The sequence below is a fragment of the Thermostichus sp. MS-CIW-15 genome, assembly GCF_054060575.1.
On the sequence record NZ_JBSSDI010000005.1, the window covers coordinates 71,571 to 86,376 of the forward strand.

Consider the following 14,806-nt stretch of genomic DNA (forward strand, 5'->3'; position numbering starts at 1 on the left):
CCTATGGTTTGGCAGCGGCAGCACGTCTTGGGCTTGGCGGATTTTACTCCCGAAGAATACCAGATGGTTTTGCAGACCAGCGCCAGTTTCCAGGAGGTGTTGACGCGGCGGTTGCCCAAGGTGCCCACCTTGCAGGGGAAGGTGGTGGTGACGCTGTTCTTCGAGCCTTCCACCCGCACTCGTTCCAGTTTTGAGCTGGCGGCCAAGCGCCTTTCGGCCGATGTGCTCAACTTTTCCCCAGGCACCTCTTCCTTGAGCAAAGGGGAGACGCTCTTGGATACGGCCCGCACCTTTCTGGCCATGGGATCCGATCTCTTAATCGTTCGCCATGCCCAGGCAGGAGTGCCCCAACAATTAGCTGCCGAGATCGACCGCCGCGGATCCCCTGTGGGCGTTCTCAATGCCGGGGATGGGCTTCACGAGCATCCTACTCAAGGCCTGCTGGATTTGTTTACCCTCTGCAGCCATCTGGATCCCCGGCGTCCCCGCCTGGAGTTGCTGCAAGGGATCAAAATCGCCATTGTCGGCGATATTCTCCACTCGCGGGTGGCCCGCTCCGATATCTATGCCTTGGTGGCTGCCGGAGCTGAGGTTCACTTAGCCGGCCCTCCCACCCTGTTGCCCAAAGATTTTGCCCAGTTTGTGCCCGGCCATACGCTCCCTGTCCATTGGCAGCTAGAGCCTGCCCTCGAAGGGGCGCGTTTTGTTATCACCCTACGCCTGCAGCAGGAGCGCATGAGCGAGTTCCTTCTCCCCAGCTTGCAGGAGTACCATCACTTCTTCGGCCTCACGCGGCAGCGGCTGCGCCTGTGCCACCCAGAGGTGAGGGTTTTACACCCCGGCCCGGTCAATCGCGGTGTGGAACTCAGCTCCGAGGTGATGGAGGATCCCGGCTTGAACCTGATTGAGCAGCAGGTCACCCACGGCGTGGCGGTGCGCATGGCCCTGCTGTACCTCATGGGGGGCGGGCGGATCCCAGCTTAGAGCCCAGATCTTTCTCTGCTCGGGGAACATGTAGAGCTGCCCCACGTCTGGAGTGTTGAAGTCCATCTCCTAGCTAATTCTCTCTGTCAAAAGTCGGAAGAAGCTCTGGCCAGAGCTTTTCCCGCCCTGCTGAAATCATGTCCAAGCTTGCCGAGAAGGGGGTAACATCTTTGTATCAAATTTTACACATCTTGGATCTGGATCGAGTTTTTTTGCAGCCGTCTAAGCTTAGCTCTTATTCAAGTTGTGTCCGTTTGATTGGTTGTCAAATGAGATAGAAGTTCAGCAGCATAAGCCTTTTCGCGGATCCTGGGCTCCAGGATCCTGATTTTGCTGAAATCCAAACTGGCCAAGACCACCAGATGGAAAATCAAGGTTTGGAAACGAGCCAGCACACTCAAAAATATCGATTTTTCTCTTGACTTAACCCAAAGTTAACCTTTAGATATCCTTCCGTTAACTTTGAGGTTATAGGGTTGAAGATGTTGATTTGCCACAGATATTACCTATGCGAACCCTGCTTTCTGCTTTCTCCCTCACCGCTCTAACAGTAGGATTTCTAACAGCGACCTCGGCTCAAGCCCAAACCGTGCAAATCTCCGGGGCGGGCGCGACCTTTGCGGCTCCTTTGCTGCAACGTTGGTTTGACGCCTACAACCGCACCGTAGACCCCACTGTGCAAGTCAGCTATCAGTCTGTCGGTAGTGGTGCTGGCCTAGAGCAGGTGATCAATGGCACTGTGGACTTCGGCGCTTCCGAGGCGCCTTTCTCCGGTGCTCGCCTGGAAAGCTTCCGAGCTAAATACGGCTATGATCCCCTACAGTTGCCTCTAGCGGGAGGGGCCATCGAGTTTGCCTATAACCTGCCCGGCATTGAAGACGGAGAGCTCATCCTGAAGCGGAAAACCTACTGCGGCATCGTGACCGGCGAGATCACTCGCTGGGACGACATTCGCATCAAGGCCGAGAACCCAGGTATAGCAAACAAGCTGCCACCCCTGGACATCACCTGGGTACACCGCTCTGATGGTTCTGGGACTACCTTTGTGTTCACCAACCACATCAAAACTGTCTGCCCTAATTGGACAGCCGGTGCTGGTACTTCTGTCGAGTGGCCTGTTGGCATTGGAGCCCAAGGGAATGAGGGCGTAGCCGCCACCATCAAGCAGGAGCCAGGGGCGATTGGCTACGTGAACCAGTCCTATGCCAAGCTGGAAAAGATGGCCACTGCTCGCCTGGAAAACAAAGCGGGCAACATTGTTAAGTTCTCGACTGAGGCAGCTACCTCGGCGCTTGATGCTCCCATTCCTGATGACTTTGCGCTGTTGGTGCCCGACCCTGAAGGGCCAAATGACTACCCAATCGTGGGCTTGTTCTGGGTGATGCTGTACCGCGAGTATCCCGATCAGCAGAAGCTGACCAAGCTGGTGGAGGCTCTGAAGTGGACCCAGGGGCCAGAGGGTCAAGCCATCACCAAGGAGCTGGACTACATCCCTATGCCTGAGGCGGCTATCCAGCGGATCTTTGCAGAGCTGGATGCCATCACCGTTAACCCCAATGCGGTGCGATGACTGGGTTGCAGCCTGAACTCCACTAGAGTGGAGCTGGTGGCCGGCTGAGGAGGCAGATGAGGCTTTCTCGGTCGGCTGGTGGGCTTACCTTGCACGGTGGGATTTTTAGGAAAGATTTTGAACCGAAGATGATCATGGGAGAGAGGCTATGACTTCAGCGGCTACGGGTTATGGTTCACCACCAAACCCGGATATCGATGTTGACATTGAGAAAAAGGCGAGTCTGTCTCGGGCTGTTGATGTGGGCTTTGTCCGCCTGACGTTGGCCTTGGCAGGGTTTGCCGGCATTATCCTCATCTGGGTGATTCTTCAAACCACCGAAGGGGCTCTGCCGGCGATTCAGCAGTTTGGCTTGGGCTTCCTGGTTACTGCCCGCTGGAACCCGGTGGAAAACATCTACGGGGTGCTACCACAGATTTATGGCAGTTTGGTAACCTCTCTGGTGGCTTTGATTTTTGCCATCCCTCTGGGCATTGGCACTGCCATTTTTTTGACGGAAGGTTTTGCCCCCAAGTGGGTAACGGAGCCGATTAGCTTTGCCGTTGAGCTGATCGTGGCCACTCCCAGTGTGGTGCTGGGGCTGTGGGGGATCTTTGTGCTGATTCCAGCAGTGCGGCCCATCTTTCGAGCCATTAACCAGACGCTGGGTTGGATCCCTTTCTTGGGTGGCCCGGCTCCGCGGGGGCCCAGCTTGTTGATAGTGGCTATGGTGCTGGGGATCATGATCTCTCCCATCATCATCTCCATTACCCGCAGTACCCTTGAATCTCTGCCACGCAGCCTAAAAGAGGGCGCTTTGGCTCTGGGGGCAACCCGCTGGGAGACCCTCTTAACGGTGATGATCCCTGCCGGCCTGTCGGGCATTGTCAGCTCGATCATGCTGGCGCTGGGGCGGGCCCTGGGAGAGACCATGGTGGCGGCCATGCTTTCCGGCAACGCCAACCGCATCAATATCTCCCTAATGCAGCCGGGATCCACCATTACTGGCTTGATTGCCTCTCAGTTTGGCGAGGCAGGACGCTTGCAGGTTTCGGCTCTCATGTATGCCGGCGTGGTGCTGATGGTGCTGACGTTATTGGTCAACATTGTTGCCGAGATCATCATCCGCAAGTTTCAAAACTTGGAGCAGTAACTTCAGAAGCAGAAAGAAGATGAAGGAGCACTGTTATCATGTCTGACTCAGCACAGCTTGCCCCTGAGAAGGTTGACATCGACATTACTCGTGCCGCCATTGCCCCTGTCCGCAATTACACAGGCATTGTCCTAACCCTGCTGAGTGGCCTCTTTGTGGCGGTGATCATAGCTTCCCTATCTTGGGTGCTGTGGGATGTGGGCAAGGAAGGCATCCAGCGGATAAATTGGGATGTCCTCACCCAGACCCGCTACCCTGCCCCTGGCCTGGCGGAAGGGGGCTTTGGTCACGCAATTGTCGGCAGTTTAATGGTGCTGGCTACGGGGGCGGCTTTGAGCTTTCCCTTCGGCATCTTGGCGGCAGTGTACTTGTCTGAATTCGGTCGCGGCACCCGCTTGGCTTATCTGGTTAAGTTTTCCTGCAATGTGCTCACGGGGGTACCGGCCATTCTCTGCGGCCTGTTTGCCTATGCTGTGGTGGTGAGGGGATCCGGCTTTTCGGCTTTCTCGGGAGGGGTGGCTTTTGGCGTGCTGATGCTGCCGATTGTCATCCGCTCCACCGAGGAGGCGTTGCTGCTGGTTTCGCCCGACATGCGCTTGGCTTCCCTTGGCCTGGGCTCAAATCGCTTTCAGACCACAATGCGCGTTGTTTTGCCGGCAGCGGCACCGGCCATCGTAACCGGGCTAATCCTGGCTTTGGCCCGAGCGGCAGGCGAGGCTGCACCTCTGCTCTTTACCGCCTTCAACAACAATTTCTGGTCTACTAATCTATTTGGCCCGGTGGCTACCTTGCCGGTGATGGTCTACTTTTTCTCCATCATTCCCTACAGGGTGCAGCAGCAGCTGGCTTGGGCGGGCGCTTTGGTTTTGTTAGCCATTGTTTTGGCGGCCAGCTTGACCGCTCGCTTTTTGGTGTACAAGACCAGGAAATAGCCTGAGGATTCTCAACAAGTCTTGAATCGAACTCTTCGTCGAACTCTAGCTCTTTTTGTGAGTGCTGCCATGCAAACTCAATCTCTTAACCAGACCTCTTACGTTTTCAGGACCGAGAACCTGAATGTCTACTATGGCTCCAATCTGGCGGTAAAAAATGTTACTCTGGACATCCCAGCCCGACAGATTACTGCGTTTATCGGCCCTTCCGGCTGTGGCAAAAGCACGATTCTGCGCTGTTTTAACCGCACCAACGATTTGATCCCCGGTGCTCGTGTAGAGGGCAAGCTCACCTACCACGGCAAGGATCTCTACGCCAAAGAAGTCGATCCGGTGGCGGTGCGGCGGCGTATCGGCATGGTCTTCCAAAGACCCAATCCCTTCCCCAAAAGCATTTACGACAACGTGGCCTACGGCCCGCGGGTGCTGGGGATGAAGGTAGACTTGGACGAGGTGGTGGAAACCTCGCTGAGGCGGGCTGCCCTCTGGGATGAAGTCAAAGACAAGTTGAAAGAAAATGGTCAGTCGCTGTCGGGAGGGCAGCAGCAGCGCCTGTGTATTGCCCGCGCTCTGGCGGTACAGCCGGATGTGATTTTGATGGATGAGCCCTGTTCGGCGTTGGATCCCATTTCCACCCGCCGCATTGAGGAGCTGATGAAGGAGCTGGAGGAGGAATATACCATCATCATCGTCACCCACAACATGCAGCAGGCCAGCCGCGTCTCGGATATGACGGCTTTCTTCAGTGTGGAGGTGTCGGGATCCAACCGTGTGGGCGAGCTGATTGAATTTGACAGAACTGAAGTCATCTTCAACAGCCCCACCAAGCAAGCCACAAGAGATTATGTGGAGGGCCGCTTCGGCTAATCGACCTGGCCGGACAGGGATCCTTCCCATACTGTTCTCGGCAAACCCTTTTGCAGGCAATTTCTGCCGATGATGGAGTCTGAAGAACCGTTGCACCCAAATACGGATACCTATGATCGTTGCCGCTCCTGACAAGCTGCAGGCTTTGCGTTCTGACTTAGAGGGTATTGAGATCATCACTGATCCGGCTCAGGTGGCCAAGTTGTCGTTGGATTTTTACCACTACAGCCCCGTGCTGAGCCGACAACTGAGCGACAAGCGGGGAGATTTGGTGGTGCGCCCCGCCGATGAGGCCGAGGTGATGCGAGTGGCAGCGGCCTGTGCCAGGCTGCGGATCCCGGTTACGGTGCGCGGTGCCGGTACTGGTAATTACGGCCAATGTATCCCGCTGGCCGGGGGTGTGATCCTGGACATGGGCAAGCTCAACCAGGTGCTTTGGGCAAAGCCGGGCTTGGCGCGGGTGCAGGCGGGGGCCAAGTTGATGGCCATCGACAAACACACCCGCGAGCTGGGCTGGGAGATCCGTATGGCCCCTTCCACCTACCGTACGGCCACTATTGGGGGGTTCATTGCCGGGGGCAGCGGCGGCATTGGCTCTGTGACCTACGGCCAACTGCGGGATCGGGGCAACATCTTGGGTTTGCGGGTGGTCACCCTGGAGGAAGAGCCGCGGGTGCTGGAGCTGCGGGGAGACGAGGTGTTCCAAGTGAGCCATGCCTGGGGCCTGAATGGGATCATCACCGAGGTGGAGATCCCGCTGGCGCCTGCTTATCCTTGGGCGGAGCTGGTGGTGGCCTTTCCCCCTGAAGTGGGCTTTATGCCCTGTGCCCATTTTGGCCAAGCCCTGGGAGATGCCGATGGGATCCTCAAGAAATTGGTCAGCCTGCACGCTTGGCCGATCCCCAGCTACTTTGCACCGCTGCGGGGTCATTTGCCAGAAGGATCCGCTGTGGCCCTGTTGATGGTGGCCGAATGCAGCCTGGAGCCGCTGTTGGAGCTTGTCCGGGAACATGGGGGCCAAGTGGTCTACAACAAAACGGCCCAGGAGGCCAGCAAGGGGATCTCGCTGGGGGAATTTTCTTGGAACCACACCACTTTGCACTGCCGCAGCGTGGATCCCAGCCTGACTTATTTACAATCGGCTTTTCCCGCCGATCGGGAGCTGAAGCTGGTGCAGCACATGTACGAGTATTTTGGCGACGAAGTGCTGATGCACCTGGAGTGGATTCGCATCAACGGGCAAGCTACCCCTGTCGGCCTGCAAATTGTCCGCTTTACCACCGAAGAGCGTCTAAACGAGATCATGCGCTACCACGAAGAGCAGGGAGTATTTATTGCCAACCCCCACACTTTCATCATCGAAGACGGTGGGCGCAAAGTGATGGATCCGCGCCAGATTCGTTTTAAAGAAGAAGTGGATCCCTATGGCCTGCTCAATCCGGGCAAGATGCGCACCTGGCAGGAGCGCGCCTCTGCTTGAGGAATAGCAACAGTAGCACAGCAATTGGCCTTGGTCTATCTGTATTGCCCATGTTTAATCCCTGATGGATTGTCTGGGCAGGACAACACCAGTCCAAAGCTCTACAGTCAGTACTGTGGGAATGCTGTCCACCGTTAAATGCTTTGTGGTGTGGACTGTCAAACTTCCGGCAGCCAGTCCTCTGCAAGCACCAACTCTGGAGAGTAGGGACAGACATCTGGAAATGTCGAGATTTCTATCCCCGTTTGCCTGGCTGCTTGGCGGCGCGCCCGTTGATAACTCTCTTCAAGTTGCTCTACCAGATAACCTTTTAGGCTGGGGCTATCTTCTATGGCCAATCCGATTTGGGTTCGCGCATCTGTAATGGAATCTAGCCAGCTATCTGAACGGCGCTGAGGTTGATATTGCCACTTGAGTAGATGCAGCAGAAGGCGAGTTAATTGACTGGTAATCCCTCGTCGTTCGCTCTTGCCCAAATTCTCAACCTCTTCAATTAAGTGTGTTAGGTCAATTTCATGCCAGCGCCTTTCCCGCAATAGCCGGGTTGTTCGGTCAATCCACAAGTTAAAGTCTGTCGAGTATAGATTGCTCATAGCTTTGTCCTGCTGAAAAATAGGGTCGCGATAATTATGAAATCCAGACTACGTCCTTCTTGAGTTTACTACAATAAAACCTGTAACACCTGAGTTCTCAACCGTCTGGGAGCAGAGCACTCTGGTGACAAACCTTATCCAGACAACTCTTTCTATGGTCATTTCGACTTAAAGCAGGACACTGCACCCACACCTAGGGTGCACCGAGCCAGAAGGCTATTCTCAATAGCCCAGGCGTCTTACCCTAAACTGAAGCAACTATATTTGACGAATATTTGACGGAGAGTGAATGGAGAGGGTGTCCCTGTGGAGAAAGGTTCAAACAAACGCTTTAACTGCCATAGTAGTTGATGGCTAAAGCTCCCACCAGAGTAAGCTGAAAGACCAAGATCACGAAGTAGAAAATGGCGCGGGGCTTGAACAGAGTGAGCATCAAGCCTATGGCTTTCAAGTCTACTATCGGCCCAAACACCATAAAAGCCAACAGGGATCCCGGCGTGAAGGTGGCGGCAAAGGAGAGGGCGAAAAAGGCATCCACCGTCGAGCAGATGGAGATGATCCCGGCCAGGGCCATCATGATCAGGATTGAGAGCAATGCATCTTGGCCATAATCCAGCACAAACGAACGCGGGATCACCGTTTGAATCAGGGCCGCCATCGCCGAGCCCAAGATGAGCACGGATCCCAATTCGCGGATCTCCCTGGCCCAGGTCTGCAGCAGGAGAACTCCTTTTTGTCCCCTGGAGGGAGAAGGCGCAGCGGCCAGAGCAGAGCGATACACATCTTCAGCCGTTTGTAAAGTGGCCAGGGATCCGCCAGAGGCCCCTTGAGCAGGGCTCTGGGATCCAATCCAGAAGGTGCCCCCCTGCAACAACGGCGAGCGGGAGATGTTCTTCGGATCAGCTTCTTGGGAGCAATTGCGCTGCAGCTCCCGCCAGACTGACGGCTGCAACAGAGGCTGGAAATCCTTTTGCAGGCTGAAGATCAAGCCGACGACAACCGCAATGCCGAAGGAAAAGAGAACTCGGTAGATCACCAGCTCCGGCATGGAGCGAAAGGCAATCCAAGTGGAAAAGATCACCACCGGGTTAAACACCGGCGCCGCCAACAGAAAGGCCACCGCCACGTGGGGTGGGATCCCTTTGATCACCAGTTGACGGGCCACCGGCAGGTTGCCGCACTCGCACACCGGGAAAAAGAATCCTAAAGCGCCACCGGCCACCGCGCTGCCGATTTTGCCTTTGGGCAGGAAACGGGCCAACTGGGATCCCTCGACAAACACCGCCATCAGCCCCGATAGAAACACCCCCAGCAGCAGAAATGGCATGGCCTGCACCACAAGGCTCAGAAACAGGGTGAACCCGTCTCGCCAAAGGGGAGAGTCCAAGAGGCTCAACACACCACCTCACGCACGACTTGGGCCTTACTGAGTTTGGATCTCGGCCCAGCGCCCTGTCAAACGGCTCTCAACCCCGCTCTTCTATGGGGATATAGCGTTGCTGGCGTTCACCTGTGTACACCTGGGTGGGTCGGAAAAGCCGATTATCGGACAACTGCTCCCGCCAATGGGCCAGCCAACCCGCCGCTCGGGCAATGGCAAACACCGGTGTAAACAAATCTTCTGGGATCCCCAGCTTGGCGTAGACCAACCCTGAGTAGAAGTCCACATTCGGGTAGATCCCCTTCGGCCCTAGCAACTCCTCACACACCCGTTCCACCTCCAGGGCGATGTCGTAGTACTTGTCGTGGCCGTAGCGCTCAAACAGCTCTTCGGCCAGCCGCTGCAGGATAGTGGCCCGCGGATCCTTCACCTTGTAAACGCGATGGCCCATGCCCATGATGCGCTCTTTTTTGGCCAGCTTCTCTTCGATAAACGAGCGCACATTTTCCACCGAGCCGATTTGTCGCAACAGCCTCATCACCTGTTGGTTGGCCCCGCCGTGCAACAGCCCCGAAAGGGTACCCACCGCCGTGGCCAGGCTGCTATAGGGGCTGGCCAGGGTAGAGGCGCTCACCAGCAGGGCAAAAGTAGAGGCATTGACTGTGTGTTCGGCGTGCAAGATCAGGCAGGTATCGAAGATGCGGGCCAGCCAGGGATCCGGCTTCTTGCCGGAGAGCATGTAGAGGAAATTGGCGGCATGATCCAGGCTGTCGTCGGGGGGGATGGGATCGTTGCCCTGGCGCATCTGGTGAAACATCGCCACCATCGTCGGCAGCTTGGCGAGCAGACGGGTAACCGTGCCGAACACGTAGTCGGGATCCGCCTCTCGCACCGGATAGAACATCCCCAGACTGGCAACACAGGTTTGCAGGGCATCCATGGGGTGGCCCGACTCGGGAAACGACTTGATCATGTCGCGGATGCGGTATTTCACCCGCCGATGGCTGCGGACGGCCTGATCGAAGTTGTCCAGCTCGGCTTGCGTCGGCAGCTTGCCGAAGATCAGCAGATAGGCCGTCTCCAGAAAGGTGCTCTGGGCCGTCAGTTCCTCGATGGGAATGCCCCGATACTCCAGGATCCCTGCCTGGCCATCGACAAAACTAATGTTAGAGCGCGTGGCCGGAACGCCTTCTAGCCCCGGCCTGTATTCGCCATCCGCCATAGTCGGATCCCTGAAATGAGCCCCCCAAGGAGAGAACAGGGGCGTCACTACATTCGCTACATTAAAGCAGATCTGGATCTCTGAAGCCAGATCCCGCCTTTGCCTACCCTGAGAAGGGCTTTGGCAACCCATATCAGCCAGGGTGAGAAAGACCCTGCTCCGGTATCAGGTTTGCCTCGGAGCACCTCGCCAGTTAATGTACGGGATCCCGACCGGAGAGTCGCCAGCGGTTGAGGCGAGAGAAGGTCTCCGGGTTCAAATAGAAATCAATGCCCCGCCTGCTCGGCAGCCGCTTGGGCTGGATGCGCCGGATCTGCTCTTGAGCCTGCTGCACTTCTGCCCACAGTTGTTCTGCCGAGAGCCATTCTGCGTTGTAGCCGCCGATCACCCACTGCTGGACGCGATCTGAGGTGGCCACCCGTACCCGATAAGCCTTTGCCTGCAACTGAGCACAGAGCCGTTCGATGCAGGCGTCGGCAGTTTCCCCGTAAGCAGTGTAGAAAATCTCGATGCCGGAGGGAGAACGCTCCTGTCGAGCAGGAGTGGGCTGGGTATAGGCGTCGTACACCACAGTCGCCCGGTAGCCGCGGAAAGCCACGTAGCTGGCCAAAGATTCCACCAAGCGCAGACGCGCCAAGTCCAGCAGGGAGCGACGTGCCAACTTCTTTAGGGTGGGCCAAGCTCCGATGATGTTGTAGCCGTCAACCAATAAAACTGTGGGGGAGGAAGCTGTCATGCATAGTGGTGGATCCCTTGCCCAGGATCGCACCAATTTGTATCAGTTTGCACCCTTATCCTAATCCTTATCAAAGAGCGCCGTAAAGACCCTTTTGAGGCTGGCCCACTCACAGTCTTGGGCTTGCAAGTGAACCAGGAGAGGAAGACTGCCTCAAAGACGCCCCCCAGGGGTTGCAAGTCCTCAAGGAAAGCAGTCGTAAGGGGTCTGCCTCAGGCCCAAAGCTTTTTTCTACGCGACTTCCCTTGAGCGGTTGGGTGTTACTTTTCGCCTGAGTTCGCCCGCAGGTTTGTCGAGAAGACCATTTTTACCGCACCCGAGCTAGCAAGTTAAGATGTGTTACGAGATCCGTCGGGACTTCTATGGGCGCAATACCGTCAACAGCAGCAGTAACCAAACCAGTGGCAACCCAGCCTCGACCGGCTTCGGCAGCGGCGGGGGCTGAGGTTACCCTGTCGCAGCCAGCCCTGCGCTACGATCCGGAGCAATTGGCCGAGCAATACCGGGGGCGCTGGGATCTGGTGCTGGGGCGTCTATTCCAGTTGATCACCCCCTTTTTGGGTCTGTTGGCCTGGGTGTTTTGGGATCGCTGGCGAGGGGTGGAGCTGAAAAATCGGCCCAAGCACGCGGCGCGGCTGCGGGAGATCCTCACGGAATTGGGGCCGACAGCTATCAAAATTGGCCAGGCTCTCTCCACCCGTCCTGACCTGGTCTCGCCTCTTTTTTTAGAAGAACTGGCCAAGCTTCAGGATGAGCTGCCCCCCTTCGACAATGCCACCGCCTTTGCCCTTATCCAGTCGGAGATCGGCCAATCGGTAGAGCAGATCTTTCGCGAGATCGGCCCGGAACCGGTTGCCGCTGCCAGCCTGGGGCAGGTTTACCAGGCCTATCTGCACACAGGGGAGAAAGTCGCCGTCAAGGTGCAGCGGCCCGATTTGATCGGGCGCATCTCCCTGGACATGTACATCATCCGCAGCCTGGCCGCCTGGGCCAAGCGCACCTTCCGCCGCATCCGCAGCGACTTGGTGGGCATTGTGGATGAGTTTGCCGGGCGGCTTTACGAGGAGATGGACTACACCCAAGAGGGCCGCAACGCTGAGCGCTTCCTGGAGCTGTACCGCCACCCCTCCATCTACGCCCCGAAAATCTATTGGCAGTACACCCGCACCAAGGTGCTGACGATGGAGTGGATCGACGGCATCAAGCTGACCCAACTCGACAAAATTGCCGCTGCAGGGCTAGATGGACGGCACCTGATCGAGATTGGGGTTAACTGCTCCCTTAAGCAGCTTTTGGAGCATGGCTTTTTCCATGCTGACCCCCATCCGGGCAACCTCTTGGCCATGCACGACGGGCGGCTGGCCTACATCGACTTTGGCATGATGAGCACCATCCAGCCCCACCAGCGCTACGGCCTGATCAAGGCCATCGTCCACTTGGTGAACCGGGATTTTGTTGCCTTGGCGCAGGACTACGTGGATCTGGAGTTCCTGGATCCCGATACGGATCTCACCCCCATCATTCCCGCTTTGGAAGCTGTCTTTGCCGAGGCCCTGGGCAGCTCCGTGGCCGAGCTGAACTTCAAAAGCATCACGGATAAGCTCTCGGGGGTGATGTACGATTTTCCCTTCCGCGTGCCTGCCTACTACGCCCTGATCATCCGCTCTTTGCTCACCCTGGAGGGGATCGCCATCAGTTTGGATCCCAATTTCAAGGTGTTGAGCGTGGCCTATCCCTATGTGGCCCAGCGGCTGCTCACCGACCCGGCTTCAGAGCTACGCGCCGCCCTGCGGGAGCTGCTGTTTAACCAGGGGCAATTCCGCTGGAACCGCCTGGAGAACCTGCTGCGCAACGCCGCCAACAGCGAAGACTTTGACCTGCAGGGATCCCTGGAAAAGGCCGTCGATTTTATCTTTTCCGAGCGGGGGGCTTTCTTGCGGGAGCGGCTGGTGGATGTGCTGTTCTCCAGCTCGGGGAACGGCACCTCAGACGGCTTGGCTCATTTGCAACGTCTGTGGGAACTCCTCAGCCGCAACCCGACCTTTCAGCCGCTGCAGCTTCTGCCCATCGTCGCCAAGATAGCCACCAAGCCGGAAGCCCAGCAACTGGGCCGGCAATTGGCCTCCCGCTGGTTGCAACGCTCGGCAGCCCGGCTTATCCGCGACCTATTGTTGTCGGAGGATGAGAAAAAGCCCGTAAACGGGCACAACGGGAGCCCTGGGCCGATGAAAGCTGCAAAACCTGCTGCTGCCTGACCTTCCCCTTGCGCTGAACAGACCAGAACCTTTCTGCTCTGCGGGGCAACAAGACCAGCCTCCGGGAAAAAGCTTTGGGTTGCCCCGCGAGTGTCGGCCACTAACTTAAGAAGAGCAAGCCGGGAAAATCCCAACGACATCCTTATGTTGAGAGAAGCAGGCAGAAGGAACTTTCCCGGCTGAACCCAATGGCGCAGTCTCTTCAGCGTAGTTCAGGTCTGCCCCGACGAGAGTCTACCTCTCCTAGCTGGCGCTCTCGTCTTTGGGGCTGACGGCATTGAGGGCTAGCGTCATCCACTCAGAAAATTCATCGCGGCGGAAAACCTGGGGGCAGGAGCGCGGGCCAAAACGCAGCAGGCTGGGCATGCCGTACTCCTTGAGGCGGTTCTGCAGCCAGGTGCCAACGCCGGTTTTGCCGTCGTTGGGCATTTCGGTTTGGAAGTCGCTGTACATCAGCAACAACTGGCTGCGAGATTGGAGCACAGCATTCTCTTGGATCAACTTCGGCAGGGAGAGGCTGGCGGCTGGATTGGCCCCTTTGATCCCTTTGGCCGATTCACGGCGACGGCTGCGGGAACGGGAGTTGGCATTTTCGCGGTTCTTACGGGCTTTCGGTTCAATGGTCATAGAATCTCCTAGACGACTGAGTGGTTCCCCAAAAGGGGTAAAAGCCGGAACTCGCAGGCTGAGGACAGAGCCCGCCGCGGAAGGTAGCTCGATGAGTCCAATGTTGGGGCAATCGCTGAGAAGAGGAACACACGCTCTCAGTTAAGCGAAGGGAGAACTGCGCCAGCTTGCCACAAAAGCTCGAGGTTCCTTGCCTGCAGCAGCAATCTACAGCGCGTCGAGTTCCTGGCCGCCCATCCGAGACTTGTCTTCGTCTTTCCTGGCGGAGGTTAGTTTGGTTACCACAGATCCGCAGGGTAAAGAAGCCCGGATGCTACCTTTTATATTGGCCTAAAACTGAACCGATGAACACTCTCTGGTCGAGCACAAATTTAGGTCTGAAGGTTTTGTCGCCCGTTGCGGATCACCCGCAGAGACTCCAACAGCCGCAGCTCTAGGTCTTGCAAAACCTGATCCACGTAATGATGGGCCTCCCGTTGTAGGCGCTCCGACTCCTGCAGCGTCTGTCGCCGCACCTCCTCGCTCTGTTGGTAGGTTTGTCGCAGCAACTGTTCTGCCTGCGCTTGAGCCTGGCGTAGGATGGTCGATTCGCTGACGAGCTGCTCGGCGCGGCGCTGGGCCACGGCCACGATCTCCTGGGCGTAACGATGGGCCTCGGCCAAAATCTGATCCCGCTGGCGCAGCACCTCCTCGGCTTCCTCCAAGGCTGTGGGCAGGTTGAGGCGGATGAAGTCCAACTGCTCCAGGATCTTCTCTTCGTCGATAAGGGTGCGAGACCAGAACAGACGAGGACTGCTGAGAATGGCTGCCTCCAGTTGATCCAAAGCCTCCTGGACGCGCATCAGCGCCAGGGTCTGTTCCCCATGCAGGTCACCGGCGCGATTGAGGGCATCGGGGGGCAATTCTCGCATCAGGCCAGAGAGTGGGTGGCTGGGCTGAGCTAAGCAGGCAGGATAACGCCTACCATATCAGGTTCTCGCGGTTCTGAGCCTGGGCGGCTTCCCCCTGGTTCCTATCCCTCTTCAGC

Annotated in this window: 13 protein-coding genes; 7 read left to right on the forward strand and 6 right to left on the reverse strand. The window is 57.1% G+C overall.

Annotated features, from left to right (window positions below; genetic code table 11):
- The first annotated feature begins 3 nt into the window (after positions 1 to 3).
- The 6 genes from ACVW0R_RS03040 (at position 4) to ACVW0R_RS03065 (ending at position 6,965) form a co-directional block, all read left to right on the forward strand.
- Entirely contained in the window at positions 4 to 984 is a 981-nt protein-coding gene (locus ACVW0R_RS03040) for an aspartate carbamoyltransferase catalytic subunit (RefSeq protein ID WP_457501621.1), read from the forward strand.
- 508 nt (positions 985 to 1,492) lie between these two features.
- Entirely contained in the window at positions 1,493 to 2,554 is a 1,062-nt protein-coding gene (gene pstS, locus ACVW0R_RS03045) for a phosphate ABC transporter substrate-binding protein PstS (RefSeq protein WP_457501622.1), read from the forward strand.
- A 148-nt stretch (positions 2,555 to 2,702) separates the two neighbouring features.
- Entirely contained in the window at positions 2,703 to 3,686 is a 984-nt protein-coding gene (gene pstC, locus ACVW0R_RS03050) for a phosphate ABC transporter permease subunit PstC (RefSeq protein WP_457501623.1), read from the forward strand.
- Positions 3,687 to 3,724: 38 nt separating this feature from the next.
- Positions 3,725 to 4,618 carry a phosphate ABC transporter permease PstA gene (gene pstA / locus ACVW0R_RS03055; RefSeq protein ID WP_457398131.1) on the forward strand — a complete coding sequence of 298 codons (894 nt, stop codon included), beginning with the start codon at positions 3,725 to 3,727 and terminating at the stop codon, positions 4,616 to 4,618.
- 69 nt (positions 4,619 to 4,687) lie between these two features.
- The gene (gene pstB / locus ACVW0R_RS03060) at positions 4,688 to 5,485 is read left to right on the forward strand and encodes a phosphate ABC transporter ATP-binding protein PstB (protein WP_457466212.1); all 798 of its coding nucleotides are present in this window, start codon (positions 4,688 to 4,690) and stop codon (positions 5,483 to 5,485) included.
- A gap of 112 nt (positions 5,486 to 5,597) precedes the next feature.
- The gene (locus ACVW0R_RS03065; RefSeq protein WP_457501624.1) at positions 5,598 to 6,965 is read left to right on the forward strand and encodes an FAD-binding oxidoreductase; all 1,368 of its coding nucleotides are present in this window, start codon (positions 5,598 to 5,600) and stop codon (positions 6,963 to 6,965) included.
- A gap of 158 nt (positions 6,966 to 7,123) precedes the next feature.
- Here the strand turns inward: ACVW0R_RS03065 and ACVW0R_RS03070 are convergent, their stop codons facing one another.
- The 4 genes from ACVW0R_RS03070 to ACVW0R_RS03085 form a co-directional block, all read right to left on the reverse strand.
- Positions 7,124 to 7,558, reverse strand: a complete 435-nt coding sequence (locus ACVW0R_RS03070; RefSeq protein ID WP_011433505.1) for a DUF29 domain-containing protein — start codon at positions 7,556 to 7,558, stop codon at positions 7,124 to 7,126.
- Positions 7,559 to 7,889: 331 nt separating this feature from the next.
- Positions 7,890 to 8,945: a permease gene (locus tag ACVW0R_RS03075; protein WP_457501637.1), complete on the reverse strand. Its 1,056-nt coding sequence runs from the start codon at positions 8,943 to 8,945 to the stop codon at positions 7,890 to 7,892.
- 79 nt (positions 8,946 to 9,024) lie between these two features.
- Positions 9,025 to 10,161, reverse strand: coding sequence for a citrate synthase (locus ACVW0R_RS03080; protein ID WP_099834862.1), 1,137 nt, complete (start codon positions 10,159 to 10,161; stop codon positions 9,025 to 9,027).
- Positions 10,162 to 10,354: 193 nt separating this feature from the next.
- Positions 10,355 to 10,897 (reverse strand): NYN domain-containing protein, encoded by a 543-nt coding sequence (locus ACVW0R_RS03085; RefSeq protein ID WP_011430571.1) that lies wholly within the window; start codon positions 10,895 to 10,897, stop codon positions 10,355 to 10,357.
- A 362-nt stretch (positions 10,898 to 11,259) separates the two neighbouring features.
- Between ACVW0R_RS03085 and ACVW0R_RS03090 the strand changes: the two genes are divergently transcribed.
- Positions 11,260 to 13,152, forward strand: coding sequence for an ABC1 kinase family protein (locus tag ACVW0R_RS03090; RefSeq protein WP_457501625.1), 1,893 nt, complete (start codon positions 11,260 to 11,262; stop codon positions 13,150 to 13,152).
- Between the two features lie 243 nt (positions 13,153 to 13,395).
- On the opposite strand, the gene ACVW0R_RS03095 is transcribed toward ACVW0R_RS03090, so the two are convergent.
- Positions 13,396 to 13,779: a hypothetical protein gene (locus tag ACVW0R_RS03095; protein ID WP_011430573.1), complete on the reverse strand. Its 384-nt coding sequence runs from the start codon at positions 13,777 to 13,779 to the stop codon at positions 13,396 to 13,398.
- 371 nt (positions 13,780 to 14,150) lie between these two features.
- A complete protein-coding gene (locus ACVW0R_RS03100) occupies positions 14,151 to 14,690 on the reverse strand; it encodes an ATP synthase F0 subunit B (protein ID WP_457501626.1) in 540 nt (179 codons plus the stop codon).
- Between the last annotated feature and the right edge of the window lie 116 nt (positions 14,691 to 14,806).